The 24,066-nt window shown below is 72.5% G+C and carries 22 protein-coding genes; 12 read left to right on the forward strand and 10 right to left on the reverse strand.

Going from position 1 to position 24,066, the window contains the following annotated elements; genetic code table 11:
* Together GUY61_RS13175 and GUY61_RS13180 are read right to left on the reverse strand one after the other, a co-directional pair.
* Window positions 1-942 (reverse strand): nucleotidyltransferase domain-containing protein (locus tag GUY61_RS13175; RefSeq protein ID WP_166630311.1); only part of this gene is annotated, 942 nt, incomplete at its 3' end.
* 215 nt (window positions 943-1,157) lie between these two features.
* Window positions 1,158-1,832, reverse strand: a complete 675-nt coding sequence (locus GUY61_RS13180) for a Crp/Fnr family transcriptional regulator (RefSeq protein WP_166630312.1) — start codon at window positions 1,830-1,832, stop codon at window positions 1,158-1,160.
* Between the two features lie 286 nt (window positions 1,833-2,118).
* Here GUY61_RS13180 and nth point away from each other — a divergent pair, with 286 nt between their 5' ends.
* From nth to GUY61_RS13195, 3 genes are all read left to right on the forward strand, one after another.
* Complete coding sequence (gene nth, locus GUY61_RS13185) at window positions 2,119-3,018, forward strand: endonuclease III (protein WP_313896644.1); 900 nt, start codon at window positions 2,119-2,121, stop codon at window positions 3,016-3,018.
* A gap of 349 nt (window positions 3,019-3,367) precedes the next feature.
* Window positions 3,368-4,042, forward strand: a complete 675-nt coding sequence (locus tag GUY61_RS13190; protein WP_166630329.1) for a CoA pyrophosphatase — start codon at window positions 3,368-3,370, stop codon at window positions 4,040-4,042.
* A gap of 119 nt (window positions 4,043-4,161) precedes the next feature.
* Complete coding sequence (locus GUY61_RS13195; RefSeq protein ID WP_166630313.1) at window positions 4,162-5,361, forward strand: MarP family serine protease; 1,200 nt, start codon at window positions 4,162-4,164, stop codon at window positions 5,359-5,361.
* Between the two features lie 257 nt (window positions 5,362-5,618).
* Here GUY61_RS13195 and GUY61_RS40115 read toward each other — a convergent pair whose 3' ends face one another.
* From GUY61_RS40115 to GUY61_RS13225, 6 genes are all read right to left on the reverse strand, one after another.
* Window positions 5,619-5,804, reverse strand: coding sequence for a hypothetical protein (locus tag GUY61_RS40115; RefSeq protein ID WP_166630314.1), 186 nt, complete (start codon window positions 5,802-5,804; stop codon window positions 5,619-5,621).
* A 124-nt stretch (window positions 5,805-5,928) separates the two neighbouring features.
* Entirely contained in the window at window positions 5,929-6,855 is a 927-nt protein-coding gene (locus GUY61_RS13205) for an alpha/beta fold hydrolase (RefSeq protein ID WP_166630315.1), read from the reverse strand.
* On the reverse strand, window positions 6,852-7,346 hold the full coding sequence (locus GUY61_RS13210) for a phage holin family protein (protein ID WP_166630316.1): 495 nt from the start codon (window positions 7,344-7,346) through the stop codon (window positions 6,852-6,854). Before GUY61_RS13210 ends, GUY61_RS13205 begins: the two co-directional genes overlap by 4 nt.
* A gap of 54 nt (window positions 7,347-7,400) precedes the next feature.
* The gene (gene nhaA, locus GUY61_RS13215) at window positions 7,401-8,843 is read right to left on the reverse strand and encodes a Na+/H+ antiporter NhaA (protein WP_166630317.1); all 1,443 of its coding nucleotides are present in this window, start codon (window positions 8,841-8,843) and stop codon (window positions 7,401-7,403) included.
* A gap of 228 nt (window positions 8,844-9,071) precedes the next feature.
* A complete protein-coding gene (gene acs / locus GUY61_RS13220) occupies window positions 9,072-11,045 on the reverse strand; it encodes an acetate--CoA ligase (RefSeq protein WP_166630330.1) in 1,974 nt (657 codons plus the stop codon).
* A gap of 160 nt (window positions 11,046-11,205) precedes the next feature.
* Entirely contained in the window at window positions 11,206-13,521 is a 2,316-nt protein-coding gene (locus GUY61_RS13225) for a SulP family inorganic anion transporter (RefSeq protein ID WP_166630318.1), read from the reverse strand.
* Window positions 13,522-13,794: 273 nt separating this feature from the next.
* On the opposite strand from GUY61_RS13225, the gene GUY61_RS13230 reads away from it, so the two are divergent.
* On the forward strand, window positions 13,795-15,099 hold the full coding sequence (locus tag GUY61_RS13230; RefSeq protein WP_166630319.1) for a hypothetical protein: 1,305 nt from the start codon (window positions 13,795-13,797) through the stop codon (window positions 15,097-15,099).
* Window positions 15,100-15,156: 57 nt separating this feature from the next.
* Here GUY61_RS13230 and GUY61_RS13235 read toward each other — a convergent pair whose 3' ends face one another.
* Window positions 15,157-16,143 carry an ATP-binding protein gene (locus GUY61_RS13235; RefSeq protein WP_166630320.1) on the reverse strand — a complete coding sequence of 329 codons (987 nt, stop codon included), beginning with the start codon at window positions 16,141-16,143 and terminating at the stop codon, window positions 15,157-15,159.
* 101 nt (window positions 16,144-16,244) lie between these two features.
* On the opposite strand from GUY61_RS13235, the gene GUY61_RS13240 reads away from it, so the two are divergent.
* Window positions 16,245-17,069, forward strand: a complete 825-nt coding sequence (locus tag GUY61_RS13240) for an oxidoreductase (protein ID WP_166630321.1) — start codon at window positions 16,245-16,247, stop codon at window positions 17,067-17,069.
* Between the two features lie 504 nt (window positions 17,070-17,573).
* Here GUY61_RS13240 and GUY61_RS13245 read toward each other — a convergent pair.
* Window positions 17,574-18,443 (reverse strand): HAD family phosphatase, encoded by an 870-nt coding sequence (locus tag GUY61_RS13245; protein ID WP_166630322.1) that lies wholly within the window; start codon window positions 18,441-18,443, stop codon window positions 17,574-17,576.
* Between the two features lie 453 nt (window positions 18,444-18,896).
* Here GUY61_RS13245 and ssd point away from each other — a divergent pair, with 453 nt between their 5' ends.
* From ssd to GUY61_RS13280, 7 genes are all read left to right on the forward strand, one after another.
* The gene (gene ssd / locus GUY61_RS13250; RefSeq protein WP_166630323.1) at window positions 18,897-20,003 is read left to right on the forward strand and encodes a septum site-determining protein Ssd; all 1,107 of its coding nucleotides are present in this window, start codon (window positions 18,897-18,899) and stop codon (window positions 20,001-20,003) included.
* A 53-nt stretch (window positions 20,004-20,056) separates the two neighbouring features.
* Entirely contained in the window at window positions 20,057-21,202 is a 1,146-nt protein-coding gene (locus GUY61_RS13255; protein WP_166630331.1) for a TadA family conjugal transfer-associated ATPase, read from the forward strand.
* Window positions 21,199-22,041, forward strand: coding sequence for a type II secretion system F family protein (locus tag GUY61_RS13260; RefSeq protein WP_313896645.1), 843 nt, complete (start codon window positions 21,199-21,201; stop codon window positions 22,039-22,041). Before GUY61_RS13255 ends, GUY61_RS13260 begins: the two co-directional genes overlap by 4 nt.
* A complete protein-coding gene (locus GUY61_RS13265) occupies window positions 22,038-22,832 on the forward strand; it encodes a type II secretion system F family protein (protein WP_166630325.1) in 795 nt (264 codons plus the stop codon). The genes GUY61_RS13260 and GUY61_RS13265 overlap by 4 nt, the downstream gene beginning before the upstream one ends.
* A 107-nt stretch (window positions 22,833-22,939) precedes the next feature.
* Window positions 22,940-23,149, forward strand: coding sequence for a DUF4244 domain-containing protein (locus GUY61_RS40120; RefSeq protein WP_313896646.1), 210 nt, complete (start codon window positions 22,940-22,942; stop codon window positions 23,147-23,149).
* Window positions 23,136-23,492 (forward strand): TadE family type IV pilus minor pilin, encoded by a 357-nt coding sequence (locus GUY61_RS13275; RefSeq protein WP_166630327.1) that lies wholly within the window; start codon window positions 23,136-23,138, stop codon window positions 23,490-23,492. Before GUY61_RS40120 ends, GUY61_RS13275 begins: the two co-directional genes overlap by 14 nt.
* Before the next feature lie 260 nt (window positions 23,493-23,752).
* On the forward strand, window positions 23,753-24,066 hold a 314-nt coding region (locus GUY61_RS13280), incomplete at its 3' end, for an Rv3654c family TadE-like protein (protein WP_166630332.1).

Here is a 24,066-nt window from a genome sequence, read left to right on the forward strand (position 1 = left end):
GGACAGGGCGGACGGGGATGGGGCGACGGCGGCGTCCGGGACGGGCGGCTCGAGCGGGGCGACCGCGAGCGCGGCCGCCGCCCGCATCTGCACGCCGCGTCCGGGGTAGTAGCCGGCGAAGACCTCCGCGCAGCGGGCGAGATCGCTCGTCCAGCCCTGCCAGCGGGGCATGACGAGGGTGAAACCGGTGCGCACGAGCTTGCGGCACACCGCCCTCGCCAGCGCCGCGACCTCCGCGTTCGTCCTTGCGTCCGTCCCCGTGTCCGTTCCCGCGTGTGCCAGCCGCTCGCGCCAGCGCGGCAGGCAGCGCGCGAGATCGCCGTTCGTCCCGCGGGCCAGCGATCCGTCCGGCCGGTAGCGGGGCAGCTCCTCCGCGAGATCCTCGCCGAGCAGCGGGGTGCACAGGCAGGCGACGAACCATCCCATGTCGTACCGCTCGGCCTCGCTCAGCAGCCGTGCCCGCGAGTACAGCAGGATCCCGGCCCCGTCGATCTCCTCGAACCCGGCGTCCAACTCCTTCTCCAGGGCGTCGGCGTCCGCCCGGTCGGCGGCCGTCGGCTCCTCGCGCAGGACGAGGAGTACGTCGAGGTCGGAGCGGCCGGGGCGGGCGTTGCCGCGCGGCACGGAGCCGTACAGGTACGCCGAGCGCAGCCGCCGCCCGAAGATCTCCGGGGCCCGGTCGCGCAGGGCCGCGACCACCGGCCGGAACGGCTCGCCGATGCGGCCCAGGGAGCCCTCGCGGGCGATGTACCCGGCGCTGTCCAGCCCCTTGTCCGGCTCCCCGCGCGGGTCCGGCTCCCCGCCGGGGTACGGCACTCCGCCGCGGTACTCGACCGGCTTCCTGCCCGCACCCGTCTCACCGTGGCACCGGGAGCCCCTGGGCTGCTCCGGCTCCCGCGGAGCCTCCCGAAGGACCGCGCCCCGCCCTCTGTCGCTGCTCATGCGCCCACTGTGCCGTCACGGCACCGCCCCGCGCCCGGACTCCGGCCCAGGAACCTCCGGAGGCGTGAACGCGCGGGGCCCCGTTCACCCGGATGCTGTCGTTCCATCCGGGGCGGGGCCCTGCGAACCGGCGCCGTGAACCATCGCCGTGAGTCGCTGCCACGAGTCGCTGCCACGAGTCGCTGCCCGGCGTGCGGTGCGGCGTGGTCAGTGCGTCAGCGGGACCGCTTCGCGAGCCGCTCGACGTCCAGGAGGATCACGGCTCGCGCCTCCAGGCGCAGCCAGCCGCGCTGCGCGAAGTCGGCGAGGGCCTTGTTGACGGTCTCGCGGGAGGCGCCGACGAGTTGGGCCAGCTCCTCTTGGGTGAGGTCGTGTACGACGTGGATGCCCTCTTCCGACTGCACGCCGAAGCGGCGGGAGAGGTCCAGGAGCGCGCGGGCGACCCGGCCCGGTACGTCGGAGAAGACCAGGTCCGACATCTGGTCGTTGGTCTTGCGCAGGCGCCGGGCGACGGCGCGCAGCAGTGCCGCGGCGACCTCGGGGCGGGCGTTCAGCCACGGCTGGAGGTCGCCGTGACCCAGGCCGAGCAGCTTGACCTCGGTGAGCGCGGTCGCCGTGGCGGTACGCGGGCCCGGATCGAAGAGGGACAGCTCCCCGATCAGCTCGCCGGGGCCGAGGACGGCCAGCATGTTCTCGCGGCCGTCGGGGGAGGTGCGGTGCAGCTTCACCTTGCCCTCGGTGACCACATAGAGACGGTCGCCGGGGTCGCCCTCGTGGAAGAGCGCGTCACCGCGCGCGAGGGTCACCTCGGACATCGAGGCGCGGAGCTCCGCGGCCTGCTCGTCATCGAGCGCCGCGAAGAGCGGGGCGCGCCGCAGAACGTCGTCCACGAAATCTCTCCTATGTCGACCTGCTCGGGACCCGGACCCGTGGTCCGGTCCCCATAATGCCGGACGGGTCAAACAGTGCGATCAATCACAAGTTTGCCGGACCCCGCGCGCGGGATGTGAGTCAGGGGGCCAATTGGGGTGGTGTTCCCCTAGGGCCGGGGCGGATGTCAGTGTCTCCCTTTACGCTGGCCGGGTGTCCGATACGCCAGTGAGAGCACAGGCCAAGGGTTCCCCACGTCCCTCCGCGGGCGGCGGGTCGAGAGCATCCGGGGGACGTGATTCCGCTGTGGGCGAACAGTCTCCCGCCGGGCTCCCAAAAGCCGTAAAGGCCGCCAAGAAGACGCCCGCGAGGGGCGCCGGTGCGGTCGCCGGACGGGCCGGTGCGCCGGCCGCACGGACCGCGAGGACCGCGAGGACCAAGCCGGAATCGCGGCTGGCGATGGTCCGGCGTGCCCGTCGCATCAACCGTGAGCTGGCCGAGGTCTATCCCTACGCCCATCCGGAACTGGACTTCGAGAACCCCTTCCAGCTCCTCGTCGCGACGGTCCTGTCCGCGCAGACCACCGACCTGAGAGTCAACCAGACGACGCCGGCCCTCTTCGCGAAGTACCCGACTCCGGAGGACATGGCGGCGGCCGTGCCCGAGGAGCTCGAGGAGATCATCCGGCCGACCGGCTTCTTCCGGGCCAAGGCGAAGTCGCTGCTGGGTCTCTCCGCCGCGATCAGGGACAGGTTCGGCGGCGAGGTGCCCGGCCGCATAGAGGACCTGGTCTCGCTCCCCGGCGTCGGCAGGAAGACCGCGTTCGTCGTGCTCGGCAACGCGTTCGGCGTCCCGGGCCTCACCGTGGACACGCACTTCGGGCGTCTCGTGCGGCGCTGGAAGCTCACGGAGCAGGAGGAGCCGGAGAAGGTCGAGGCGGAGATCGCCGCGATCATCCCCAAGAGCGAGTGGACGATGTTCTCGCACCGGGTGATCTTCCACGGCCGCCGCATCTGCCACTCCCGCAAGCCGGCGTGCGGCGCCTGCCCGATCGCGCCACTGTGCCCCTCGTACGGGGAGGGCGAGATCGACCCGGAGAAGGCGAAGAAGCTGCTCAAGTACGAGATGGGCGGTTTCCCCGGGCAGCGGCTGAAGCCCCCGCCCGGCTACCCGGGCCGTCCGGCACCGCCCCTGGGCGCGGAATGACGCGGTTCCCCGGGGGAACAGGCCGTTTGAACGGGCCGGCGACCGGTCCCGTACCTCCGGGTCCAGGAGCCGGCCGCTGCGGGACGGGCCGCGGCGGGACCGGCGGAGGCAGGACGGGCCGTGAAGGCGGGACGGGGCACGGCGACTCAGGTCGTGGCCGGACGGGTCATGGCGGGTCGGACCATGGCGAGGCGGGCCCTGACGGGACCCTGCGGTGCCCGGTCACGCGGGCCGGTGCGGGCCGCCGGGGGAGGAACGATCGGCCGGGTCACAGACGTTGTGCGGAGGACGGACGGGGGTGCCGGTGACACAGACCAGCGGGACGAGGCGGACCAGCGGGGCCGAGGGAATGCGTGACAGCGGGATCGAACTTTCGGCCGAGGGCCTGCCCTCCTGGCTCGACCCCGTCGTGCGGGCCGCCGAGACCGTGCGGCCCGAGCAGCTGAGCCGTTTCCTGCCGCCCGAGCAGGGAGGCAGACAGTCCGCCGTGCTGATCCTCTTCGGCGAGGGCCCCAGAGGCCCGGAGCTGCTGCTGATGGAGCGCTCGGGGAGCCTGCGCTCGCACGCGGGGCAGCCCTCGTTCCCCGGCGGCGCCCTCGACCCCGAGGACGGCGATCCGCTCACCACCGGCCCGCTGCGCGCCGCGCTGCGCGAGGCCGAGGAGGAGACCGGCCTCGACCCGCGCGGTGTGCAGCTGTTCGGAGTGCTGCCGCGGCTCTACATCCCGGTCAGCGGCTTCGTCGTGGCCCCCGTGCTGGGCTGGTGGCGCGAGCCCAGCCCCGTCAAGGCGGTCGACCTGGCGGAGACGGCCCGTGTCTTCACCGTTCCCGTGGCGGATCTCACGGAGCCCGCGCACCGCGCGACGACGGTCCACCCCAGCGGCCACCGCGGCCCCGCCTTCCTGGTGGCGTCCGCCCTGGTCTGGGGTTTTACCGCCGGAGTGATCGACCGGCTGCTCCACTACGCGGGCTGGGAGCAGCCCTGGGACCCCACCAGGCAGGTCCCTCTCGACTGGCGTGCGTGAGACGGTGTGACGCGTGCTGTGCCGTGCGGGGGGCGACCCCAGACTTCCGGGATCCGCCGGATCCTCACCCACCCATGCCGAACGACCGACCCGGCGAACGATCTGCGAGGCTTGATTCGGTGAACGTGCTGGACATCCTGTTGCTGGTCGCCGCTGTGTGGTTCGCGATCGTGGGCTATCGCCAGGGCTTCGTCGTCGGCATCCTGTCGGTGATCGGGTTCCTGGGCGGCGGTCTCGTCGCCGTCTACCTCCTGCCGCTGATCTGGGATCAGGCCACCGACGGCGCCGAGGTCTCCACCTCGGCAGCCGTGGTGGCCGTGATCGTCGTCATCGTCTGCGCCTCCGTGGGGCAGGCCTTCACCACTCACCTCGGCAACAAGCTGCGCCGGCACATCACCTGGTCGCCCGCCAGAGCCCTGGATGCGACCGGCGGAGCCCTCGTCAACGTCGTGGCGATGCTGCTGGTGGCGTGGCTCATCGGCTCGGCCCTGGCCGGCACGACCCTGCCCACCCTGGGCAAGGAGGTCCGCAGCTCCAAGGTGCTGCTGGGCGTCTCACGGGTCATCCCGGCGCAGGCCGACACCTGGTTCACGGACTTCTCCTCGGTCCTCGCGCAGAACGGCTTCCCGCAGGTCTTCAGCCCGTTCTCCAACGAGCCGATCAACGAGGTGCAGGCTCCGGACCCGGCGCTCGCCAACAGCGCGGTCGCCCAGCGCGCCAAGAAGTCCATCGTCAAGGTCGTCGGTACGGCGGAGAGTTGCAGCAAGGTCCTCGAAGGCACCGGTTTCGTCTTCGCCGACGACCGGGTGATGACCAACGCCCACGTGGTGGGCGGTGTGGACGAGCCCACGGTGCAGATAGGCGGCGAGGGCAGGCTCTACGACGCGGAGGTCGTGCTCTACGACTGGGCGCGTGACATCGCCGTCCTCGAGGTGCCGGATCTGGAGGCCCGTCCGCTGGAGTTCACCGGGTCGGACGCCGTCAGCGGGGACGACGCGATCGTCGCCGGGTTCCCCGAGAACGGCGCGTACGACGTCCGCTCGGCCCGGATCCGCGGCCGCATCCAGGCCAACGGCCCCGACATCTACCACCGGGGCACGGTGCGCCGGGACGTCTACTCGCTGTACGCCACGGTCCGCCAGGGCAACTCCGGCGGCCCGCTGCTCACCGCGGACGGCAAGGTGTACGGCGTGGTGTTCGCCAAGTCCCTGGACGACCCGGACACGGGTTACGCGCTGACCATGGACGAGGTGCGCGGGGACGTCACCGCGGGCCGCACCGCCACCCGTGAGGTGGACAGCCAGGAATGCGCACTCTGAGCACTCCGACGCGCGGTACGCCCGGTACGCCGGGGGCGCGGGGCCGCTCGCTCCCCGGATCCGCGCGCCCGCCGGTCCGGCGCCTGCCGGCCCCGGTGCGGTGCCTGCGGCCCGGGCTCTTCTCGGGACGGCGTCCGCTCCTGGCCGGCGCCGGGCCTGTGTGCCTCTGGCTCGGCGCCGGCGTCGGCGCCAGGCCGCCCGGAGTCGGGACCCGCGTACCTCAGGGTCCCGCGTGCGTTCGTGTGTTGCGCGGGAGTTCAGTCCCGTGTGTGGCGCAGCCTCGCCGAGACCCAGCGGGCCCGGCGGCGGAGGATGCGTGGGATGCCGAGGCGGGGATCGTGCCCCGCGCCACCGGCCTGCGGACCAACCCTGTCGCGCGCACCCGGCGCAGCGGATGCGCGGCGGTTGTGTACTGCATCACCGTAGTCGTGCGTCCAGCCCATACCCCAAGCACTGCCCGTGCCCCAAGGTCGGTAACCGCCCCCGGGGCGGCCAATTGGCCTATGCGGGAGGCAATTGGCCGTTCGTAGGACAAGCGTTCCCCGGCGCTCCTCCCGCTGTCCCGGATCAGCGGTCGGGCTCGGGGTCCTTCAGCCAGTTGACCAACTCCGTCGAGAAGGCCACGGGGTCCTCCTCGTGCGGGAAATGACCGATACCGTCGAAGAGCCGCCAGCGGTAGGGGGCTTCGACGTACTCGCCCGAGCCGGCCGCGCTGCGGGTCCGCATCACCGGGTCGAGCGAGCCGTGCAGATGCAGGGTCGGCACCCGGACCGGCCGCTTCATACGCCGGTTGAACTGCAGCCCGTCGTAACGCGCGAGGGAACGGACCATCCACCGGTACGGCTCGACCGAGCAGTGCGCGGTCGAGGGAATGCACATGGCCCGGCGGTAGACGTCCACGTCCGCGTCCTCGGGCTGCCGCGGCCCCGACCAGTCGCGGATCAGCCTGCCCACCAGTTCCGCTTCGTCCGCGACGAGCTGACGCTCCGGCAGCCAGGGGCGCTGGAAGCCCCACACGTAGGACCCGGCCGTGGTCTGCCGGACGTCCTTCAGCATCGCTGAGCGCCAGCGCCGCGGGTGGGGCATCGAGGCGACGGCGAGCCGGCGCACCAGCTTGGGCCGCATCGCGGCCGCCGTCCAGGCGAGGTAGCCGCCGAGGTCGTGGCCGACGAGCGCGGCGTCCGGCTCGCCGAGGGAGCGGATGACGCCGGTGACGTCGAGGGCGAGGTTGCCCGGGTCGTAGCCGCGGGGGGTGCGGTCGCTGCCGCCCACGCCCCTCAGGTCCATCGCCACCGCGCGGAACCCGGCGTCGGCGAGCGCGGTCAGCTGGTGCCGCCAGGTCCACCAGAACTGGGGGAATCCGTGCAGCAGCAGCACCAGGGGCCCGTCGCCGGCCTCCGCGATGTGGAAGCGCGCGCCATTGGCGGCGACGTCCCGGTGGGTCCAGGGGCCGTCGATGCGAACGACAGAAGCGGCGGTTTCGGGGGCTGTCATGCGGATGAGCGTGCCACAGCCGACGAGTCCCCCGCGGACTTGTCCGTGAGCGGACGCGGGTGCGGCTTGACGGTCTGCAGTACGGCGGCCGTCTGCTTGGCGGAGCTCATGGACCTCTCCGGCGGCTTGACCTTCTTGAACTTGGCCAGCGCGAGCGCCGCCAGCAGGGCCGCGAGCAGTAGGAACGCTCCGCCCACGATCAGGAAGGACCAGGCGAGCCCGAGTCCGAGGTTGTGGATGCCGTACGCGGCGGCGAAGCTCAGCACCGGCAGCGAGAACAGTGCGAAGACACCCGCGACCGTGATGGCGCCGCCGCCCGCGGCCGCCTTCTTGGCGTCCCGCCGCAGCTCGGCCTTGGCGAGCGCGATCTCGTCGTGCACCAGCGCGGACATCTCGGCCGTCGCCGTGGCGACCAACTGCCCGAGGGTGCGGTTGCCATTGACGCTGACCGTGACCTCCGCGCCGGCCGCGCCGTCTTCGGCTGCGCTCATCGCTGTCTCCCTAAGTCGCTTCTTCGTCTCCGTCTGTCTCCGTCTGCTGTCAGATCATGCCGGACTGTCGTCACCGTTGCTCGCCCCGGGCATCGCGTTCGCCCGCCGACGATGCTCCGCGGCTTTTTTTTCGTAGATCTCGGCCATCCGCCGGTGGTACGCCGGGTCGTCGAGTTCGTAGATGTCGGGGATGCCGTCGAGGTCCTCGTCACGTTCCTCCTCCGCGTACAGCGCCGCGTACTTGCGGTTGCGCAGCTTCAGCAGCACGGTCGCGAGGACGGCGGCGATCAGGGAGCCCATGAGGACCGAGGCCTTGATCTCCTCGGTCAGGACCTCGTCGCCGGTGAAGGCGAGTTCGCCGATCAGGAGGGAGACGGTGAAGCCGATGCCGGCCAGCGCCGCCACGGCGAAGACGTCGGGCCAGGCGAGATCGTCGCCCAGTTCGGCGCGGGTGAAGCGCGCCGCGAGCCAGGTGCCGCCGAAGACACCGACGGTCTTGCCGACGACGAGGCCGAGGACGACGCCCAGCGTCTCGGGCCGGGTGAAGACGGCGGAGACCGACTCGCCCGAGATGGTCACACCCGCCGAGAAGAGCGCGAAGAGCGGTACGGCGAAGCCCGCGGACAGAGGGCGGATCAGGTGCTCGATGTTCTCGCCGGGGGAGTGGTCCTCGCCCTCGTGCCGGGTGCAGCGCAGCATCAGGCCCATGGCGACACCGGCGATGGTGGCGTGGATCCCGCTGTTGTACATCAGGCCCCAGATGACGAGGCCCAGCGGTACGTACACGTACCAGCCCCTGACGCCCTTGCGCAGCAGCAGCCAGAAGACGAGGAGCCCGGCGACGGCGCCGCCGAGTGCCGGGAAGTTCAGATCGTGGGAGAAGAAGACCGCGATGATCAGGATGGCGAAGAGATCGTCGACGACGGCGAGGGTGAGGAGGAAGGCCCGCAGCGCGGAGGGCAGGGAGGTGCCGATGACCGCGAGGACGGCGAGTGCGAAGGCGATGTCGGTGGCGGTGGGAACGGCCCAGCCGCCGAGCGAGCCGCCGCCGGTGGCAGCTGTAAGGACATAGACGACGGCGGGCACGATCATGCCGCAGAGCGCGGCGACGACCGGGAGGGCGGCGGCCTTGGGATCGCGGAGTTCGCCGGCGACGAGTTCACGCTTGAGTTCGATACCGGCGACGAAGAAGAAGATCGCGAGCAGTCCGTCGGCGGCCCAGTGCTGCATGGACAGGTCCAGGCCGAGGGAGGCGGGGCCGATGTGGAAGTCGCGCACGGCGTCGTAGCTGCCGGCGAGGGTGTTCGCCCAGACCAGGGCGACCAGTGCGGCGATGAGCAGCAGGACGCCGCCGAGGGTCTCCGTGCGCAGGGCTTCCGCGACGTAGTTCCGCTCGGGAAGGGACAGGCGGCCCAGCAGCTTTCGGTTGCCGGGGGTGCGGGACTCGGGCGCGGGCACGATGGAAGACCTCCGGTCGGTGGGCATGGCGGAGCACATGCCGACCAGACTTCCCGGCGCACCTATGGACTCATGTCGCGTCGCTGACGCGCCCCTCACTCTACCGGGGGTGTGTGCAGGTGTACACGGCGATCTTCGCATAAGCGGCAAAAAGGGGCGCCGCTCCTCGGTCTCCCTCGGAGCGGGCACCCCTTTCAGCGGTACCTGCGGCTTTCAGCGGTACCTGCGGCGGCGCCTTCCGGCAGCCTCGCTCGATGGTTCCGCGGCTCAGTCCTCGCTGGAGGAGCTGGGCAGCTTCGCCTGGATGAGGTCCATCACCGAGGAGTCGGTGAGGGTGGTGACATCGCCCAGGGCGCGGTTCTCGGCGACATCGCGCAGCAGTCGCCGCATGATCTTGCCGGAGCGGGTCTTGGGCAGCTCGGCGACCGGCATGATCCGCTTCGGCTTGGCGATCGGGCCGAGGTGTGCGCCGACGTGGTTGCGGAGCTCGGCGACCAGGTCGTCGGACTCGGAGGCCGTGCCGCGAAGGATGACGAAGGCCACGATGGCCTGGCCGGTGGTCTCGTCCGTGGCGCCCACCACGGCCGCCTCGGCGACCGCCGGGTGGGAGACGAGCGCCGACTCGACCTCGGTGGTCGAGATGTTGTGGCCGGAGACCAGCATGACGTCGTCGACCCGGCCGAGCAGCCAGATGTCGCCGTCGTCGTCCTTCTTGGCGCCGTCGCCGGCGAAGTACTTGCCCTCGAAGCGCGACCAGTAGGTGTCGAGGAAGCGCTGGTCGTCACCCCAGATGGTGCGCAGCATCGACGGCCACGGCTCGGTCAGGACGAGGTAACCGCCGCCTCCGTTGGGCACCTCGTTGGCCTCGTCGTCGACGACGGTGGCGCTGATGCCGGGCAGCGGGCGCTGGGCGGAGCCGGGCTTGGTCTCCGTCACGCCGGGCAGGGGGGCGATCATCATGGCGCCGGTCTCGGTCTGCCACCAGGTGTCCACGATGGGGCAGCGGCCGCCGCCGATGTGCTCCCGGTACCAGATCCAGGCCTCGGGGTTGATGGGCTCGCCGACCGAGCCCAGCACGCGCAGGCTGGACAGGTCGAACTTGGCGGGGATGTCGTCGCCCCACTTCATGAACGTACGGATCGCCGTGGGTGCGGTGTAGAGGATCGTGACGCCGTACTTCTGGACGATCTCCCAGAACCGGCCCTGGTGCGGCGTGTCGGGCGTGCCCTCGTACATCACCTGGGTGGCGCCGTTGGCCAGTGGTCCGTACACGATGTACGAGTGGCCGGTGACCCAGCCGATGTCGGCCGTGCACCAGTAGACGTCGGTCTCCGGCTTGAGGTCGAAGACCGCGTGGTGCGTGTACGAGGTCTGGGTGAGGTACCCGCCGGAGGTGTGCAGGATGCCCTTGGGCTTACCCGTCGTACCGGAGGTGTAGAGGATGAACAGCGGGTGCTCGGCCTCGAAGGCCTCGGGGGCGTGCTCGGTGGACTGGCGGTCCACGACCTCGTGCCACCACACGTCCCGGCCGTCGGTCCAGTCGACGTCCTGGCCCGTGCGGCGCACGACGAGGACGTGCTCCACGCCCTCGATGCGGGTGACGGCCTCGTCGACGGCCGGCTTGAGCGCGGTGGGCTTGCCGCGGCGGTAGCTGCCGTCGGCGGTGATGACCACCCGGGCCTGGGCGTCCTCGATGCGGGCGACCAGGGCGTCGGCGGAGAAGCCGCCGAAGACGACGGAGTGGGTGGCGCCGATGCGGGCACATGCCAGCATGGCCACGGCCGCCTCGGCGATCATCGGCAGGTAGATCGCGACGCGGTCGCCCTTGCGGACGCCGAGCTCCAGCAGGGCGTTGGCGGCCTTGGAGACCTCGTCCTTGAGCTGGGCGTAGGTGATGGCGCGGCTGTCGCCGGGCTCGCCCTCGAAGTGGATGGCGACCCGGTCGCCGTTGCCCGCCTCGACGTGGCGGTCCACGCAGTTGTACGCGACGTTCAGCGTGCCGTCGGCGAACCACTTGGCGAACGGGGGGTTCGACCAGTCCAGGGTCTGCGTCGGCTCGGTGGCCCAGGTGAGCCGGCGAGCCTGCTCGGCCCAGAAGCCCAGCCGGTCAGCCTTCGCCTGTTCGTACGCCTCCGCCTGCACATTGGCGTGGGCGGCCAGTTCGGCCGGCGGAGCGAACCGCCGCTCCTCCTTGAGCAGGTTGGCCAGGCTTTCGTTGCTCACGACATCTCCCTTTCCCAGGGCGTCCTATGTGTCCCAGGTCATAGCTCATCAGTCCGCCGCCCGGGTGACAAGAGTCATCCGGAAATTGGTTTAGACCTATGTCCCGAGGGTGAGGGTTATGGCCCCGCGTCCCGTCTCGCGGGGCCACACGGTCTCACGGACGGCAGGCGCGCTTGGTTCAGGCGCGCGACTCCTCGAAAGTCACGCCGATCCCCGGCAGGGCCTCCTCCGGGCTCACTCGGTGGAATACGCCCGTGCCGTTCACCAGCAGGTATGCCTGCGCCTCGCCCACATGGAAGTACATGCCGTGCAGTTCCAGGCTGCCGTCCGCGACGCGCCGGGCCACCCCCTCGTGGGCCAGCAGATGATCCAGCTGCTGCACCACGTTGGCCAGGCAGAGCTGCTCCACCGGGTCGGCGGACTCCCGCTCGGCGAGCCGCGGCGGGTCGCCGTCGCCCGGCAGCCGGCCCGTCATCCGCTCCAGGCTGGGCACGCCGTGCCGCAGCCACCGCTTCAGCGGGGTCCGGGCCCCACCGCGCGGGCTGTTCAGCAGAGCCTGCATCGCCCCGCACCCGGAGTGACCGCACACAGTGATGCTTCCCACACGCAGCACGTCGACGGCGTACTCGATGGCGGCGGCCACCGATTCGTCGGCGCCCTCCTCGCCCGGCAGCGGGACCAGGTTGCCGACATTGCGCACCGTGAACAGGTCGCCCGGCCCGCTGGAGGTGATCATGCTGGTGACCAGCCGGGAGTCGGCGCACGTCAGGAAGAGCTGAGAGGGACGCTGGCCCTCCTTGGCCAGCCGCGCCAGCTCCGCGCGGACCAGGGGAGCCGTGTCCCGCTGGAAGGCGCTGAGCCCGCTGGCGAGCTGCCCGCTGCCGGTCTGCGCGGGTGCCTGGGCATCGGTCTCCGGGGGCGAGGGGCGGGAGCAGGTGTGGTTGCGCCACGGCGTCCAGGGGCCGCAGCAGCCATGGGCCGTGGCCGGCTCCGCGATCTCCACTCCCGGCCGGCCGGCCCGGCCGGTGATCTCGACCGTTCCTCCGTGCGCGGTGTGGCCCTCCTGCCAGTCGTGCAGCGTCTCGTAAGCGGCGTGGTCGATGAACGATCCGTCCAGTTCCACGACGGCCGCGGTGCCCTGGGGAACCTGGCTCAGCGCCCTGCTCAGCCTGGGTACGGCGAGGAACGTCAACTGGCCGCGGACCCGCACATGATGCACGCCGTCCTGTTCCTGAACTGTGATCCGGGTCCTCGCCAGCCGGTGCAGGGCCACGCCGGTGGCCACCGCGACCCCGAGGGCCACGCCCTCCAGCACTCCCAGCAGCACCACGGCCACCAGGGTCACGGCGTACACCAGGATCTCGCGGTGACGCGTCACGCTGCGGATGTGATTGATGCTCACCATCTGGATGCCCACGGCCATCACCAGCGCGGCCAGCGCGGCCAGCGGGATCAGGTCGAGCAGCGGCACCAGCAGAGCGGCCGCGAGCACCACCCACAGCCCGTGCAGCATCGTGGAGTTGCGGCTCACCGCGCCCGCGGCGACGTTCGCCGCGCTGCGCACGGCGACACCGGTGACCGGCAGCCCGCCGAGCGCGCCGGAGACGATGTTGGCCGTTCCCTGGCCGCGCAGTTCACGGTCGAGGTCGGCGCGCGGCGGGCGGGGGCTCCCCTTGCGGGCGGCGGCGAGCTTGTCCACCGCGACCGCCGACAGCAGCGACTCCACGCTCGCGACCAGCATCACGGTCAGTACGGCGGCGAGGATGCCGAGCACGGGCCCCTCGGGCAGTCCGGGCAGGGCGTGGCTGCGCCAGGACGGCAGGTCCACACGCGGGAGCCGCAGCCCGGTGCCGGCCGCGAACACCGTCGCCAGCGCCACCGCCGCCAGGGCCGCGGGCACCCTGCGCGCGACGGTGCCGACGGCGCCGGGGATCCGTGGCCACGACAGGAGTGTGGCGATGGTCAGGAAGCTCACGGAGATGGCGGTGAGCTGCAGCTGCGCCAGCTGCGCCGGCAGTCCCCGGATGTTGTCGATCACCGAGCTCTGCGGCGTGCCGCCGAGGACGATGTGCAACTGGGCGACGGCGATGGTGACACCGATGCCCGCCAGCATGCCGTGCACGATGGCGGGGCTGACCATCAGCGCGGAGCGGGCCACCTTCAGGCAGGACAGGCCGAGTTGGCTGAGGCCGGCGAGAACGGTGATGGCACAGGTGGTGCGCCAGCCGTACTGCAGGATCAGTTCGGCGGTGACCACGGTGAGACCGGCGGCGGGGCCGCTCACCTGAAGGGGAGCGCCGCCGAACCGTCCGGCGACGAGGCCGCCCACTGCCGCCGCCACCAGGCCGGCCTGCAGGGGGGCGCCGGTCGCGAGGGCGATGCCCAGGGACAGAGGCAGCGCGATGAGGAACACGGAGATCGAGGCCGATACGTCGGCGGCCCTGGGATGGGGCCCGGACGGCGGCCTGGTGCGGGTGGGGGCGGTTGCGGTCATGGTTCCCGTCTCCTCCGGGGCTGCGCGGTCGCGGAACATGTGGGGACGCGGCCGTGGGTCACGGCGTACAGCGGCGGGATTCATCAACAGTCAGTAAATGAATAGTAATGCTGAGTAAAGAACAAGTGGTGCCATTTAGTGCAAACAGCGCACTGATTCACCCCTGAGGGTGAATTGGTGGATTAGGCGGCTTGTCGTATCTCACTCTCTTAGTTCTTATGCGAACTTTGCGGCGTTCGTGACCCGGAGGGTTCATAGGAAGCGGGTGGGCCGATGGCCGCGACGAGGACCGGACGAGCGGCCGCGGCGACGGGGCGGGCGGCCGCGGGATTCGTCGCCGTGGCCCTCGCCACCGTTCTGGCGGGTTGCGGCGGCCCGCCGGGGAGGGGTGGCCCGGAGGGCGGCCCGGGCGCCGCCGGCGGGGCGGCCGGCCTCGCGGATGGCGGGAACGGCCCCGACGGGGGCGAGCGGGAAGGGCGGCGCGGTGCCCCCGCCCCCGCGGGGAACCAGAGGGTCCGGCTCATCGGAGACGGCTCCACCGCCTACACCGGGCAACAGCGCCACCTCATGAGGCCACGCAAGCTGAGTCCAGGTCAGAAACCGCCCCAGTTCGTGGTCTTCTCCTGGGACGGGGCCGGCGAGGACAGCCAGAAACTCTTCTCCCGTTTCCGGAAGGTCGCCCGGGACCACAACGCGCACATGACGTACTTCCTGAGCGGCGTCTACCTTGTCCCCAAGGCGAAGCGGGCACTCTACAAGCCGCCCGGCCACCCGGCGGGCCGCTCGGACATCGGCTTCAACGACGTCAGCGGCATCCGGGACACCCTGGAGCAGTTGCGCGGCGCCTGGCTCGAGGGCAACGAGATCGGCACCCACTTCAACGGTCACTTCTGCGGGCCCAAGGGCGTGGGCACCTGGACGCCCGAGCAGTGGCGGGACGAGACCGAGCAGGCCAAGGAGTTCGTGAAGAACTGGCGGACCAACGCCGGGCTGGAGGAGGAACTGCCGCTGCCCTTCGACTACGACCGGGAACTCATCGGCGCCCGTACCCCCTGCCTGGAGGGCAGGGGCAACTTCCTGCGCGCCGCCGGCCGGCTCGGCCTCCGCTACGACTCCAGCGGTGTCGCCCGGCAGGTCTGGCCGGGCAGGCGGGAAGGGCTCTGGGACCTGTCGCTCCAGCTCGTCCCCGTGCCGGGACGCTCCTTCGAGACCCTGGCGATGGACTACAACTTCCTGGTCAACCAGTCGGGCAAGGTGAACGGTGACCCGGCCAGGCACGCCTACTGGGGCAGTCAGATGCGCAACGGCCTGCTCGCCGCCTTTCACCGCGCGTACCGGGGGAACCGGGCACCCCTGGTGATCGGCAACCACTTCGAGTCCTGGAACGGCGGCATCTACATGGACGCCGTCGAGGACACCGTGAAGGCCGTCTGCACCAAGCCGGAGGTGCGCTGCGTCTCCTTCCGGGAGCTCACCGACTGGCTGGACGTCCAGGATCCGCTGGTGCTCGCGAAGCTGCGCACGCTGAAGGTCGGCCAGGCGCCCGGGGAAGGCTGGGAGGTCTTCCTGGCCTCCTAGCCCGCCGGGCGGTCCCCCGGCGGGCGGGTCGTCGTCGGTCTTGGCGCCGGGTGCGACTCAGGCGGGCTGGGCGCTGGCGAACCGCTCGTCGAGCACGAAGTCGGGGTCGACCTGGGCGGCCAGGTCGGCACCCGCCCTCGCGTTGCCCCAGCTCTCGGCGTTCCGCAGGTGGAAGTGCACCATCTGGCGGGTGTAGCGCTCCCAGTCCCGCCGCGCGTACGAGGCGTCCGCGGCCTCGCGCAGCGACTCGAGCGCCTGCCGGTTGACCACCTCCAGCCGCTCGAAGGGCACCGGCCGTCCCTTCTCCATCGCCCGCACCCAGTCGGAGTGCCCGATGGTGACGAGAAGGTCGTCGCCGACCTCCGCGCGCAGGAACTCGATGTCGTCCTGCCCCTGCACCTTGTTGCCGACGACCTTGAGAGCGACGCCGAAGTCCCGGGCGTACTCCTTGTACTGGCGGTAGACGGAGACCCCCTTGCGGGTCGGCTCGGCCACCAGGAAGGTCAGGTCGAAGCGGGTGAACATGCCGGAGGCGAAGGAGTCCGAGCCGGCCGTCATGTCGACGACGAGGTATTCGCCCGGCCCGTCGACGAGGTGGTTGAGGCACAGTTCCACCGCGCCGACCTTGGAGTGGTAGCAGGCGACGCCGAGATCCGACTCGGTGAACGGGCCGGTCGCCATCAGCCGGATGTCTCCGCCGTCGAGCCGGACCGGGCGGGCGCAGGCCTCGTAGACCGGGTTGTCCTCGCACAGCCGCAGCAGCCGTGAGCCCTGCCCCGGGGGCGTCGTCTTGATCATTGAATCCGCCGAGGTGATCCGCGGGTTCGTGCCCCGCAGATAGTTCTTGATCAGCGGGAGATGCGCGCCCATCGCGGGCAGCGCCGCCGCCTCCTCCTCGCTGAGCCCGAGGGCGGCGCCGAGGTGCTGGTTGATGTCGGCGTCCACGGCGACGACCGGGGCCCGGTGTACGGCGAGGTGGCGGACGAAGAGCGAGGACAGCGTTGTCTTGCCGCTGCCGCCCTTCCCTACGAAAGCGATCTTCATGTTCAGTAAGCCTAGTGCGTTGATCGTCGTGGGAAGGTCCGGCCGGTGAGGAACACCACTCCTTCGTGGGTCGTGCGCCCGGGGTGCGTAGGGTCGCACTCATGAGTACGACAGCAGATCCGCTCGCGGCCCTCGCGGCCCTGCCGGGCGTCGCCGAAGCCGTTGACTCCGTGCGCAAGGCCGTCGACCGCGTGTACGGGCACCGGGTCATGCGGCGCCGCAGCACCGAGGTCTCCGCCGAGGCCGCCCTGCGCGGGGCCCGCGGTTCGGCCGCGCTCTCCGGCGCCGACTGGGCCCTCGAAGAGGTGCGCAGGCGCACCGACTTCGGCGGCGAGGGCGAGCCCCGCACAGTGGGCGCCGCCCTGCGGCTCACCGCGGAGGCCGGCCAGCTCCTTAGCATCTGGCGGCAGTCACCGGTCCGGGTGCTGGCCAGGCTGCATCTGGTCGCGGCGGGCGGCGCGGACAGTCAGGAGGACTGGGTGGGCCGCCCGCGGCTCGCGGGCGAGTCGGTGGACGAGCCGGAGATCGGTCTGCCGCTGCCGGACGCCGGGGAGATGGCGGGCCGGCTCGACGGTCTGTCCCGGCTCCTGCTGGCGGGCACCGCCGCCCCCGCCCTGGTGACGGGCGCCGTGGTGCACGGAGAACTCTTGGCGCTGCGGCCCTTCCGCTCCCGCAACGGCCTTGTCGCGCGCACCGCGCAGCGCATCGTGCTGCTCGACAGCGGTCTCGATCCCAAGGGGATCTGTCCTGCCGAGGTGGGGCACGCCGAGCTGGGGGCGGAGGCCTACGCGAGCGCGCTGGCGGGCTTCGCGTCCGGCACCGAGCAGGGGCTCGCGCAGTGGATCACCCACTGCGGACAGGCGGTCGAGTTGGGAGTCCGCGAGTCGACGGCGGTGTGCGAGGCGCTGCAGCGCGGAGCGGCGTAGGGCTTCGTCGGCGGGGCGGCGACCGGTGGGCGGCGTACGGCGGGTCGCGGGCGGGGGCGCGCGAGCGGTCGGCGATCCGTCCGGCACGGAAGACCGCTCCGCCCGGCACAAGAGATGCGGCGGTACCGAGTGGTACCGCCGCTGGCATGTCCGCCGAGTTACCATGCGTGCACGATATTTGCCCATCAGGTCGGGGTCTTTGCCCGTCACCTGGTGCGGCTGGCCCGTAATCGACGGGTCGGCGTCGCGTGGGTGCCCAGCTTCTATGCTCGGTCCGTGGGGCCGTACTGCGTCAGAGGGTCATCCTCTCGGATGTCCGTGGTCTCGCGGGCCGTCGATTCCTTTGTACTCCACCCCCAAGAGAAGCGGAACCCTTGGTCACGGTTCCTTGTCTTTGCGGTCAAAGGTGGCCAAAACGGTTGTTCACGGTGTAGCGGCCACACGGTCCTGCCGATCGCGCGGATACCGGCCGCCGGTGGACGCGCTGGGCGGGCGGGGCGATGGTTACATCGACGTGGCGCTCATCGCGGCCCCGGCCGAGGCCCTGCGCCGACTGGCGTACCAGACCAGCCCGGCGGTCGCGGCGGCCGCGCCCACCGCCGCGGCGGCCATGAGGGCCGGCCGGGGTGGCATCGACAGGGCCGGCACCCGCTGCTTGAGCCGCACCGGCCGGTTGAAGACGAGAACGGGCCAGCCGCGGGAGACCGCCTCCCGGCGCAGCGCCCGGTCCGGGTTCACGGCGTGCGGGTGTCCGACGGACTCCAGCATCGGCACATCAGTCACGGAGTCGCTGTACGCGTAACAGCGCTCCAGGTCGTAGCCCTCGGACGCGGCCAGTTCCTTGATGGCCTCCGCCTTGGTCGGCCCGTAGGCGTAGTACTCCACCTCCCCGGTGAAGCAGCCGTCCCCGCCGACCGCCATGCGGGTGGCGATCACCCGGTCGGCGCCGAGGAGCCGGCCGATGGGCTCCACGACCTCGGCGCCCGAGGTGGAGACGATGACCACGTCGCGGCCTGCGGCGTGGTGCTCCTCGATGAGGGAGACGGCCTCGTCGTAGATGATCGGATCGATGAGGTCGTGCAGGGTTTCGGCGACGATCTCGCGGACCTGCTGCACATTCCACCCCTTGCAGAGCGCGGAGAGATACTCCCGCATCCGCTCCATCTGGTCGTGGTCGGCGCCGCCCGCGAGGAACACGAACTGGGCGTACGCGGTGCGCAGCACGGCCCTGCGGTTGATCAGCCCGCCCTGGTAGAAGGACTTGCTGAACGTCAGAGTGCTTGACTTCGCAATGACCGTCTTGTCCAGGTCAAAGAAGGCTGCTGTGCGCGGCAAGGCTGTGTTTTCCACGGCCCGAGCATATGCGCCCACCATTCGGCGTAAGCTGGGGCGCGTGGGTTTGCCTGAGAAGGCTCTCGGGTACACCATGGAAGTCACGGATCGTTCGCGACCGTGCTAACCCGGTCCGGCTCCTCCCCCCCCCGAGTCGGCCGTGGGGACGACCCCCGCTCTCCCCCCCGGCGGGGGTCGTCGCATGTCCGGACCGTTTTTTCACAGGTTCTGACGGTTGTTGCGCCTTCAAATGGCTTCTCCCTGTCTCGCGCCGATGCGGAGCCGGTTTCCAGGCCTGTCGTCACTCTATGTGACCGTTGGGCTGCGCTCCGGAAGTCGGCCGGTAAGTCACCGGTATAGGTGACCGGGATATTCACAACTTCTGAGTTGTCCACAGTTTTCGACCAAGATCCGCGCGATTTTCGGCGGTCCCGCACGGTGATTCCCACGCGAAGTTCGCGGAAGTGCGAGTTCCTGTTGAGAAGGGCGTGGGAGATGACCGGATCCACGACGGACCGAGGCCCGCGGGTGGCCACGGAGCGGCCCGGCGGACCCTTGATCGTGACCGAGGACGAGGACCTGCTCGACGATCTGCTGCGGCTGTGCGCGGCGGCGGGCGCGGAGCCCGAGGTGCACTACGGCGTACCGGAGCGCGGTGGCGGCGGAGCGGGGTGGGAGGGCGCCCCCCTGATCCTCGTCGGTGACGACGCGGCTGCCCGGGTGCGCGGGGCCGCGCGAAGAAGCGGGGTGCTGCTCGTCGGCCGTGACCAGGACGATCCGGACGTCTGGCGGCGCGCCGTGGAGATCGGGGCCGACCACGTGCTGCGGCTGCCCGATGCCGAGAGCTGGCTGGTCGACCGGCTCGCCGACGTCGCGGAGGGCACCGGGCGGCCGGCGCTCACGGTCGGAGTCGTCGGCGGCCGGGGCGGTGCCGGTGCCTCGACTCTGGCCTGCGCGCTCGCTGTCGGCGCGGCGGGCACCGGCCGGCGCACGATGCTCGTCGACGGGGACCCGCTGGGCGGCGGCCTCGACGTGCTGCTCGGCGCGGAACGGGTGAAGGGGCTGCGCTGGCCCGACTTCGCGGAGTCCCGCGGGCGGGTCGCCGGGGGCGCGCTGGAGGAGGCACTGCCCGAGCTCCACCGGCTTCGTGTCCTCAGCTGGGACCGCGGGGACAGTGTGGTGGTGCCGCCCGAGGCGATGCGGTCGGTGCTGGCGGCGGCCAGGAGGCGCGGCGGGGTGGTCGTCGTGGACCTGCCGCGCAGGATCGACGAGGCGGGCGCGGAGGCGCTGGCCCAGCTGGACCTCGGGCTGCTCGTGGTGCCCGCCGAGCTGAGGGCGGTCGCCGCGGCGCGGCGCGTGGCCTCGGTGGTGGGCATGGTGCTGCGGGATCTGCGGGTGGTGGTGCGCGGGCCGCTCGCGGCGGGGCTCGACGAGGAGACGGTCGCCGACCTGCTCGGCCTGCCGCTCGCCGGTGAACTGCCCGAGGAGCCCGGGCTGTCGGAGGCCCTGGGGGAGGGCAGGCCGCCCGGCTTCGAGCGGCGCGGGCCGCTCGCCCGGTTCTGCGCCGCGTTCTGGGAGCAGGCGCTGGAGGTGGCCGCGTGAGCGCCCGCACGGGCACGCAGCCGCGGGGCGGCGGTCCGGTGGTCGGAGCCCGGATGCTCGATGCCGTGCGGATGAGGCTCGCGCAGAGCGGCGCCGAGCCAACCCCGGCCCGGGTCGCGGCGGCCCTGCGGGCCCAGGGCAGGCTGCTGGGGGACACGGAAGTGCTGGGCGTGGCCGAGGAATTGCGCTCCGAACTGGTCGGCACGGGACCGCTGGAGCCGCTGCTCGCCGACCCACTGGTCACCGATGTGCTGGTCACCGCTCCGGAGGCGGTGTGGGTGGACCGGGGCCGGGGTCTGGAACGCACCAAGGTGCGCTTTCCGGACGCGGCGGCGGTGCGCCGGCTCGCGCAGCGCCTCGCGGCGGTGGCCGGTCGGCGGCTGGACGACGCCAGACCCTGGGTGGACGCGCGGCTTCCGGACGGCACCCGGCTGCACGCCGTGCTGCCCCCCGTCGCGGTCGGCTCCACATGCCTGTCCCTGCGCGTGGTCCGGGCCCGGGCCTTCTCCCTCGCGGAGCTGGAGGCCGCGGGCACCGTGCCGCCCGGCGGCGCGAAGGTCCTCGCGGCGCTGGTCGACGCCCGCCTGTCGTACCTGATCAGTGGTGGAACCGGCACCGGTAAGACGACGCTGCTGTCGACCCTGCTCGGGCTCGTCGGACCCGAGGAGCGGATCGTCCTCGCCGAAGAGGCGGCCGAACTGCGTCCGGCCCACCCGCACGTGGTGCGGCTGGAGACCAGGCCCGCCAACCAGGAGGGCGCAGGGCTCGTCACCTTGGAGGACCTGGTGCGGCAGGCGCTGCGGATGCGCCCGGACCGGCTCGTGGTCGGGGAGGTACGGGGCGCCGAAGTCGTCTCGTTGCTCGCGGCCCTGAATACCGGCCACGAAGGCGGGTGCTGCACTGTGCACGCCAACGCGGCCGCCGATGTGCCGGCCAGGCTGGAGGCGCTGGGCACGGCGGCCGGGCTCGACCGTACCGCCCTGCACAGCCAGTTGGCGGCCGCGCTCTCGGTCGTCGTCCATCTCGTCCGCGACCGGCGCGGACAGCGGCGCATCGCGGAGCTGCGGGTACTGGAGCGGGACGCGGCCGGGCTGGTGGTGACGGTGCCCGCGCTGACGTGGGGCCCCGGAGGGTTCGAGCGCGGCAGGGGCTGGGAACGGCTCGCGGAGCTGTGCCGGCGGGGCGGAGGCGCCCTGTGAGCGCGACGGCATTCGCGTCGGTGCTGTGCGCCGGGGCCGCGGCATGGCTGGCGGCCGCGACCCGGGAACAGACGCAGCGCAGGGGAAGACTGCTCGCCCTCGCGGGCGGCACCGGCGCCGCGGGACCGTGGGCGCGGGTGCGGCCGGTGCTGCACGGGCTCGGCCGGGAATGGCTGTGCCTTCCGGCGGCCGTGGTGCCCGCCGTGGCAGGCCGGTCACCGCTGCCGCTCCTCGCGGGCGCCCTGGCCGTGCCGCTGGTCCGGCGCAGGCTCAGGGCGCGGGATGAGAGCCGCTCGCGGGAGCGCCGTGCGGCCGAGGTCATCGGCCTGTGCGGGGCCCTGGCAGGTGAACTGCGCGCCGGGCGGCAGCCGGGAGGAGCACTGCTGATCGCCGCCCATGACTCCGGCGGTCTGGGAGACGCGGCACCCGCCGTGCTGGCGGCGGCCCGCTTCGGCGGGGACGTGCCGGGCGCCCTGCGCAGCGCGGCCCGGCAACCGGGCGCGGCCGGCCTCGGGGGACTTGCCGCGTGCTGGCGGGTCGCGGTGCACGGCGGCGCCGGTCTCGCCACCGGGATCGACCGCCTGGAGTCGGCGCTGCGCGCGGAGCGCGATCAACGTGACGATCTGCACGCCCAGTTGGCGGGCGCCCGCTCCACCGCGGGGCTGCTCGCCGTGCTTCCCGTCCTCGGGCTCGCACTCGGCACCGCACTGGGCGCCGCGCCGTTGCAGGTGCTGTTCCACACTCCCGCGGGGCTCGGGTGTCTGCTGGCGGGCGCTGCCCTGGAGTCGGCGGGGCTGTGGTGGGCGATGCGGATCGTGCGCGGGGCGGGGCAGCCGTGAGCGCCGGCGTTGTGCACAAGCTGTGGGTGGCACCGGCCGTGGCGGCGGTTGTGATCTGCCTGGTGCTGACCGTGCGGGCCGTGCGGCAGGAGCGGGCGGCCGCGCGGCGGGCGGCCCGCCTGCTGGCGGCCGAGGCGCCCGCAAGGCCTCGTCCGCGGCGCAGAGGACTTCCCGGCGCGCCCGGCCGGGACTGGTGGCCGGTCCTGGCCGTCGCGGGCGCCTGCTGGGCGCTGGTCGGAGGGACGGCGGGCTGCGCCGTGGCGCTGGTGGCGGCCGTCGGCATACGGACGTGGCTGCGGCGCCCACGGCCGGCCGCACGGGCACGGACCGCACAGGCACGGACGGAGGCCGCGGACGCCACGGACGTGCCGCTCGCCGCCGATCTGCTCGCCGCGTGCATCGCCGCCGGCGCGGCGCCGGTCGAAGCCGCCGAGGCCGTCGGCGAGTCGCTGGGCGGGCCGGTGGGGGAGCGGCTGGCGCGGATCGCCGCCGAGCTGCGCCTGGGCGGTGAACCGGAGGAGGCATGGGCCCGGTTGGCGGAGATACCGCAGGCCCGGGAGCTGGCCCGGTGCCTGGCCAGAGCGGGCACATCGGGTGCGCCCGCGGCCCGGTCCGTGGCGCGCCTCGCCGTGGGGCTCAGGGCGGAGCGCGCCAGGACGGCGACCGCGAAGGCGCGTACGGCGGCGGTGCTGATCACCGCCCCGGTGGGGCTGTGCTTCCTGCCCGCCTTCCTGGCGCTCGGTGTGGCGCCGGTGGTCATCGGACTGGCGGGTGCCCTGCTCGGCGGATGAGCGAGGCGGACGGCCGCCCGGCCCGCCGGGCCCTGCCGGGCCGACGGCGAGTCGGGCTGCGGAGAGCGAAACACGATCGGCAACGAGGAAATCAACTGGAGGCTGAGGTGTTCCGAAGGATCAAGGCAAGGCTGCGTGCCGCCCTGCGCGGAACGGCGGAGGCGCGTGCGGACGCGGGGATGACGACGTCGGAGTACGCGATGGGGACGCTGGCCGCGGTCTCCTTCGCGGCGGTTCTTTACAAGGTGGTGACCAGTGGCGCCGTCTCCGGAGCCCTGGAAGCGCTGATCGGCAAGGCGCTCGATGGGAACTTCTGACGAGCGCGGTTCCGTGACCGCCGAGGCGGCGCTGGCCATCCCCACGCTCGTGCTGTTCGCGATGGCCCTGCTCTGGGGGCTGGCGGCCGCGGCGGCCCAGCTTCAGTGCGTCGACGCGGCCCGGGCGGGCGCGCGGGCAGCGGCGCGCCAGGAGCCCCCGGGCGCGGTGCTGTCCGCGACGCGTTCGGCGGCGCCGGCCCGTGCGCGTGTCAGCGTCGCACGTGAGGGCGATCTCGTCAGGGTCGCCGTCGACGCGCCGGCCCCGGGCCCGGGCGCGCTGTCGCTGTCCCTGCGCGCCGAGGCGGTGGCGCTGGCCGAGGAGACCGTGGGGGAGCGGCCGTGAGGGGGGTCTGCGGGCGCGTCCGCGGCCTGCCGCGGGTGCGGCGCGCCCAGGTGCCTCGGAAGCGGCTCCGGAGGCTCTGGGCCGCCTGTGGGGCGGCTGGTTCCCGGCTCACATCCGGCACCGCGGAGCGCGGACTGGCGCCGCTCCTCGCCGGCGAGCAGCGGGACCCCGCGCGGGAGCCCCGCGCGGGGTGCCGGGGGCGGCCCTCGTACGGGAGGCGTGCCGGGGACCGGGGATCGGCCACCGTGTGGGCGGTGGTGATGCTGGCCGCGCTGGTCGCCGTCTTCGGCGGCGTGCTGGCGATGGGGCAGTCGCTGGTGGCCAGGCACCGCGCGGGCGGCGCGGCGGACCTGGCGGCCCTGGCCGCGGCCGACCACGCGCTGATTGGACCGGAAGCGGCCTGCGGCAGGGCCGCTCGCGTGGCCCTCGCCCAGGGCACCCGGATGGTGCGGTGCTCAGTGGTCCTGGAGGTCGCCGACGTCTCGGTCCGGGCCCGGGCGGGCCCCTTCGGGACGACGGTCCGCTCCCGGGCGGGTCCGCCGGGGCGGTCCCCGGCCCCGGCCCCGGTCACGTC

Origin of the sequence: Streptomyces sp. GC420, assembly GCF_009916105.1 — a bacterium.
Lineage (GTDB): Bacteria > Actinomycetota > Actinomycetes > Streptomycetales > Streptomycetaceae > Streptomyces.

Excerpts from the sequence above, each read along its gene's own strand:
- GUY61_RS13190 (WP_166630329.1), top strand. The coding sequence starts at position 3,368 with ATGCGTGACAGCGGGATCGAACTTTCGGCCGAGGGCCTGCCCTCCTGG.
- GUY61_RS40115 (WP_166630314.1), bottom strand. The coding sequence starts at position 5,804 with ATGGGCTGGACGCACGACTACGGTGATGCAGTACACAACCGCCGCGCA.
- GUY61_RS13205 (WP_166630315.1), bottom strand. The coding sequence starts at position 6,855 with ATGACAGCCCCCGAAACCGCCGCTTCTGTCGTTCGCATCGACGGCCCC.
- GUY61_RS13210 (WP_166630316.1), bottom strand. The coding sequence starts at position 7,346 with ATGAGCGCAGCCGAAGACGGCGCGGCCGGCGCGGAGGTCACGGTCAGC.
- nhaA (WP_166630317.1), bottom strand. The coding sequence starts at position 8,843 with ATGTGCTCCGCCATGCCCACCGACCGGAGGTCTTCCATCGTGCCCGCG.
- GUY61_RS13225 (WP_166630318.1), bottom strand. The coding sequence starts at position 13,521 with ATGACCGCAACCGCCCCCACCCGCACCAGGCCGCCGTCCGGGCCCCAT.
- GUY61_RS13230 (WP_166630319.1), top strand. The coding sequence starts at position 13,795 with ATGGCCGCGACGAGGACCGGACGAGCGGCCGCGGCGACGGGGCGGGCG.
- GUY61_RS13235 (WP_166630320.1), bottom strand. The coding sequence starts at position 16,143 with ATGAAGATCGCTTTCGTAGGGAAGGGCGGCAGCGGCAAGACAACGCTG.
- GUY61_RS13240 (WP_166630321.1), top strand. The coding sequence starts at position 16,245 with ATGAGTACGACAGCAGATCCGCTCGCGGCCCTCGCGGCCCTGCCGGGC.
- GUY61_RS13245 (WP_166630322.1), bottom strand. The coding sequence starts at position 18,443 with ATGGTGGGCGCATATGCTCGGGCCGTGGAAAACACAGCCTTGCCGCGC.
- ssd (WP_166630323.1), top strand. The coding sequence starts at position 18,897 with ATGACCGGATCCACGACGGACCGAGGCCCGCGGGTGGCCACGGAGCGG.
- GUY61_RS13255 (WP_166630331.1), top strand. The coding sequence starts at position 20,057 with ATGCTCGATGCCGTGCGGATGAGGCTCGCGCAGAGCGGCGCCGAGCCA.
- GUY61_RS13275 (WP_166630327.1), top strand. The coding sequence starts at position 23,136 with ATGGGAACTTCTGACGAGCGCGGTTCCGTGACCGCCGAGGCGGCGCTG.